Here is a 4,851-nt window from a genome sequence, read left to right on the forward strand (position 1 = left end):
CTTGCAAATGATTGTCCTTTCCTTCATTTCTCTCCTATTACGAAGATTTTAAACAGGTTCTAAGAAATTTATTTATTTATTTAAGTAATATTTAGGTCTATACTTTATTTTGATCGAGAAAAATCTTATGTATAAGACTTTAATCACGTGCTTTATTTTTCTAATTTGCTCCTTTACACAATCGTATGCGAATGATCTTGAAAAAACTGAAACTGAACTATATGAAGAAGCAGTTGAACTTTTTGACCAGAAAAAATATAAACAAGCTATTAGGGCATTTCAAAAGATAGAGGATTTGTACCCTTTCTCTTATTGGGCAAGGAAAGCAAAATTATTATCTGGGGTTTCTCACTATAATATGGGTAACTATAGAAGTGCTGCAAGTGATATGGATGATTATATATATGTTTATTCAAATGGTGAAGATTTACCATATGTATACTACTTAAGAGTATTATCTTATTACATGCAAATTAATAAAGTGCAACTTGGACAGCAAACTGCATATAAAACTTTAGAGCTAGCCACTGAGTGCATTAATCTCTTTCCAGGCAGCGAATATGTAGACGAGATGAAGGAAAAAGCAAAGCTAATCACAGAGCATATATCAACAAAAGAGTACTCTATCGGTAAATTTTACCTGAGGCGTGGTGAATATTTAGCAGCAATTAAGCGTTTCCAGAATATGGCAAGCTATAAGGATTCTAAATATTTTTCTAAGTCTATTAACCATTTAATAGCAGCCCATTCAGCTATTGGCCTTGACTTAGAAGCTAAGCAGTATGAAAGTATGTTATTAGCAGAAAACCTGCAAGATGCCAAGCCGGAGGCTTGAAAATTTGCTTTAGTCTTTTCTATGCTTTGATATATAATTAGGTTTTTAACTATTTGAATATGGCTGGTCATTCACAATTTTCAAATATAAAACATCGGAAAGGCGCTCAGGATGCAAAGCGCTCTCAAAAATTTACGAAGATGATTAGAGAAATAACAGTTGCTGCAAAGCAAGGGCTGCCCGATCCCGAACTCAACCCGCGCCTTCGCTCTGCTATATTTGCTGCACGCAAGGAAAATCTACCAAAAGATAAAATAGAAACAGCAATAAAAAATGCAACTGGTAACGTTGCTGGAGAAAATTACGAGGAAATACAATATGAAGGTCATGGGCCTTCTGGCACTGCACTCATTGTCCATGCCTTGACTAATAATCGCAACCGTACTGCTTCTGAGGTACGTTATATCTTTTCTCGTAAAGGTGGAAATTTAGGAGAAACAGGAAGTGTTAGTTACCTTTTCGATCATGTAGGCTTAATCGTCTATAAAGCAGAGGGTGTGAATTTTGATGATTTATTCAGTCATGGAATCGAATTAGAAGTATTGAATGTTGAGGAAAATGACAAAGAAGGATTACACGTTATAACTTGTGAAATAAAAGATTTTGGTAAAGTACGCGATGCCTTTTATGCAAAATTCGGAGAACCAGAACTTGCTCGTCTTTCACGGCAGCCAAAAGATCTGATTGAAATTAGCGATAAAGAGTTGATTGATAAATTATCTGCATTGGTTGAAGAGCTGGAAGATAATGATGATGTACAGTATGTGGAAGGTAATTTTACTTTTGTTGATAAGCTATGAGGCTGGTAATATTTGTATTGCTTTGTACTTTACCAGCATATGCTACTGAAACATCAACAGATCTTGCAGTGCTGTTCCAGTGTGTAGGGTGTCATCCCAGTGCCCAGACACTGGGATCCAGAAAAATTCAAGCACACTATGCAGCATTGTCGGTCAAAGAGCTGGATTCCAGTGTCAAGCACTGGAATGACACCGCCCGCAAATTGAAATGTTCGTACAGTTGTGTGCCTAGACACTGGGATCCAGAAAATTCAATTACAAATGAACACATCAAGCGATTGTATAATAAAAACTGGATTCCAGCGTCAAGCGCTGGAATGACAGGAGAGGATTTTGAGGTGACAGAAAGCAACCATGATAGAAGGTTATTATTCATATCCAGTACCATAAAATCTTCCTTTTTTGCCACGGGAATTGAGCAAGGGTTGGCGCCAAATACAGTGGTGAAATTGATCAACATATATAAAGATTTCGGTGTTGATTTTAAAAAAGACATTGTGCCGAAGAGTAAATTGGAGGTTCTTTTTGAGAGATTGCCTAATAATCAGAAGACTGAAGAAAAAATTTTATATGCTTCACTGACGATAAACAAGAAAGCTATTAGTTTATATCATTATAAATCGCAAGACGGCAAAGAAAGGTATTTTAATAAAGAAGGAATAAGCTTAGAAAATGGCGAAATTTTTGCAAATCCTTTAAATGGAGATTATCGCATATCCTCAAAATTTGGCAATAGAAAGCATCCTGTTCGCGGTAAAATTGCTTTTCACAAAGGAGTGGATTATGCAGCTAAACTTGGCACTCCCATATACGCTGCTGCAGAGGGTGTGATAGAATATATAGGAAAGAATGGTGGCTATGGAAATTACATCAAAATAAAACACAAAAATGAATATTCAACCTGTTATGCGCATATAAGTAGATTTAGTGGCGATATAAAGTTAGGCTCTAAAGTAAAGCAGGGGCAGGTCATCGCCTATGTTGGTAGCACTGGTGTTGCAACAGGCCCTCATTTACATTACGAAGTTATATATAACGGCAAACACATCGATCCGCTTACGATAGCGCATAAAACTGAAGTAAAATTGCCTGATCATGAATTAAGAGAGTTTAAACTATTTGTAAATAAGATAAATAAAACGATCAACAGAGAGAGTTCAAGTGAAAAAGAAGTTTAAAGACAATATGGATAAGAATACGATAAACGATAGAAATTTGAGTCAAATTCGGGCTTTTCCTGTACTAATAGCGCTAGGATTAATTTTATCGCTGCTTTTTTTGGCATATGACAACACAATTGCACTTGGAGTTGCTGCCGTTTCAATTTTGACTTTTCTTCAAGGATTTTTTATTAATGACCCTAATGAAGCAAGAGTGATAGAATTTTTTGGTCATTATACTGGAACTTATTTTAAGTCTGGAATATGTGTAACGCTTCCCTTTTCAAGCAAATATATAGTTTCCCTAAAATTTCAGAATATTAACACAGAAAAAATAAAAGTTAATGATGCAAATGGAAGTCCAATAGAGATTTCTGCAGTAATTGTTTGGAGAGTGAGCAGTCCTGCAAAGGCGTATTATAATGTTAACAACTATCACGAATTTGTTTTTGTACAGAGTGACTCGGTAATTAGAGAATTGGCGAGCAATTATCCGTATGATAGCGAAAGCGATGAGGAATCTTTACGTAAAAATTCTGATAAAATTTCAGATGAATTGCGGTCAATGTTACAACAAAGATTAGATATTGCAGGAATTGAGATTACAGAAGCAAGAATATCGCATTTGGCGTATTCGTCCGAGATTGCACAAGCAATGTTAAGGCGTCAACAAGCACATGCTATCGCTTCGGCAAGAAGGCATATAGTGCAAAATGCAATGGGAATTGTCGAGGAAGTAATAGCTCATTTTGAAAAAAACAAAAGCTTACAATTAGATGGCAAGCAAAAGGTTCAATTGATAAATAATTTGTTGGTTGCCCTAATCTCTGAGCAAGATGCACAACCGACGATTAGTTTAGATAATAATTAGCATAGAAGCCGATTGGGTTTCATAAATGCAAGTCACTATTAATTTCTTGATTAATAGACTAAATGATGTTATAAATTACACGCATTAGGGGTGCTCTAGAAAAGCTGAGAGTACATAAAGTACAACCCTTTGAACCTGATATTGTTAAAGCAAGCGTAGGAAAGTGTATGTATATAAATATTGAAGAATGCTTCGGCTTCGTTGCGTTAATTGCATCTCTAATTGGATTATCACCTCAAGTATATAAAGCATATATCACTAAAGTTACTCGTGATGTATCGATGTTAATGTTAGTAAACTATCTTATTTGTTCATTGTCTTGGATTGGCTATGGTCTTTACCAGAGCTCAATTTTTGTGGTGCTTAGCAATATTGCTGGATTAATGATTAGCATAATATCAATTATTCAAAAATGTTACTACGATGCAAAACCTGCACCATGATCATGTGCTGCACTGCAGTACACAACAACAATATCGTTCTATTGTAGTGCTAAATGGAAAAATACCGAGCTCATCGTTTTTTAAACGAGATATACCCATTATTGCTGTAGATGGAGGAGCAAACAAGCTTCTATCAATTGGCGTAAAACCTGATCTTGTAGTAGGAGATTTGGATAGCGTAAATCTGGATTTACGTGCTAATTTGAATACGATATATCTACCTGATCAAGATTATTGCGACTTTTCTAAAGCAATGGCTCACTTAAAAACAGTAAAGTTATTGCCATCAATAGTAACGGGTATTACTGGAGGAGCAATTGATCACATACTACAGAATATTAACATTTTTCTAAGTACGGGCAGTATCTTTTACACACCTTCACCTCCCATGGTAGGTTACACTTTACAAAAAGGTATTACCCATTTTTTTTCTTTGCCAAAAAGTACTAAAATATCTTTACTTGATACACCGAGAGCTCAAATATCAACTAAAGGATTAAAATGGGAACTGCACCTTAGTAATCTTGCTTTTCCGGGAAAAAATTCTTGCTTTAATCGAAGTTTAGGCAATAAGGTATCCGTAGAAGTACACAGTGGTATATGTCTAGCAATGATTTATTTAGAGACAGTAGATGATGCTGCAAGACATCATGTGCGTCAAGTTAAGAAGTAAATAGACTTCTTGCATAACCCAAACTAAGTAGAAAAAAGGTATCATCCAAGTAGCTGACACTGGTTCCTT

The 4,851-nt window shown here is 35.5% G+C and carries 6 protein-coding genes and 1 riboswitch; all 6 genes read left to right on the forward strand.

Going from position 1 to position 4,851, the window contains the following annotated elements:
• Positions 1–127: 127 nt before the first annotated feature.
• The 6 genes from OZD61_RS02555 to OZD61_RS02590 all read left to right on the forward strand — a co-directional run bounded on the left by OZD61_RS02555 (position 128) and on the right by OZD61_RS02590 (position 4,782).
• Positions 128–835: an outer membrane protein assembly factor BamD gene (locus OZD61_RS02555; RefSeq protein WP_274979736.1), complete on the forward strand. Its 708-nt coding sequence runs from the start codon at positions 128–130 to the stop codon at positions 833–835.
• 59 nt (positions 836–894) lie between these two features.
• On the forward strand, positions 895–1,635 hold the full coding sequence (locus OZD61_RS02560) for a YebC/PmpR family DNA-binding transcriptional regulator (RefSeq protein WP_038248082.1): 741 nt from the start codon (positions 895–897) through the stop codon (positions 1,633–1,635).
• Positions 1,632–2,813, forward strand: a complete 1,182-nt coding sequence (locus OZD61_RS02575) for a peptidoglycan DD-metalloendopeptidase family protein (RefSeq protein WP_410543725.1) — start codon at positions 1,632–1,634, stop codon at positions 2,811–2,813. Before OZD61_RS02560 ends, OZD61_RS02575 begins: the two co-directional genes overlap by 4 nt.
• A gap of 7 nt (positions 2,814–2,820) precedes the next feature.
• The gene (locus OZD61_RS02580) at positions 2,821–3,666 is read left to right on the forward strand and encodes an SPFH domain-containing protein (protein WP_274979741.1); all 846 of its coding nucleotides are present in this window, start codon (positions 2,821–2,823) and stop codon (positions 3,664–3,666) included.
• A 76-nt stretch (positions 3,667–3,742) separates the two neighbouring features.
• A riboswitch (TPP riboswitch) is annotated at positions 3,743–3,845 on the forward strand.
• Positions 3,834–4,109, forward strand: coding sequence for a SemiSWEET family sugar transporter (locus OZD61_RS02585; protein WP_274979737.1), 276 nt, complete (start codon positions 3,834–3,836; stop codon positions 4,107–4,109). It overlaps the preceding riboswitch by 12 nt.
• Positions 4,090–4,782, forward strand: coding sequence for a thiamine diphosphokinase (locus tag OZD61_RS02590; protein ID WP_274979738.1), 693 nt, complete (start codon positions 4,090–4,092; stop codon positions 4,780–4,782). Before OZD61_RS02585 ends, OZD61_RS02590 begins: the two co-directional genes overlap by 20 nt.
• Positions 4,783–4,851: the final 69 nt, after the last annotated feature.

The sequence above is a fragment of the Wolbachia endosymbiont of Drosophila bocki genome (assembly GCF_028982005.1).
In the GTDB taxonomy this organism is placed as follows: Bacteria; Pseudomonadota; Alphaproteobacteria; order Rickettsiales; family Anaplasmataceae; genus Wolbachia; species Wolbachia pipientis.

What these genes read in the sequence shown, in the direction of transcription:
- OZD61_RS02555 (WP_274979736.1), top strand. Translation starts at nt 128, where the DNA reads ATGTATAAGACTTTAATCACGTGCTTTATTTTTCTAATTTGCTCCTTT.
- OZD61_RS02560 (WP_038248082.1), top strand. Translation starts at nt 895, where the DNA reads ATGGCTGGTCATTCACAATTTTCAAATATAAAACATCGGAAAGGCGCT.
- OZD61_RS02575 (WP_410543725.1), top strand. Translation starts at nt 1,632, where the DNA reads ATGAGGCTGGTAATATTTGTATTGCTTTGTACTTTACCAGCATATGCT.
- OZD61_RS02580 (WP_274979741.1), top strand. Translation starts at nt 2,821, where the DNA reads ATGGATAAGAATACGATAAACGATAGAAATTTGAGTCAAATTCGGGCT.
- OZD61_RS02585 (WP_274979737.1), top strand. Translation starts at nt 3,834, where the DNA reads ATGTATATAAATATTGAAGAATGCTTCGGCTTCGTTGCGTTAATTGCA.
- OZD61_RS02590 (WP_274979738.1), top strand. Translation starts at nt 4,090, where the DNA reads ATGCAAAACCTGCACCATGATCATGTGCTGCACTGCAGTACACAACAA.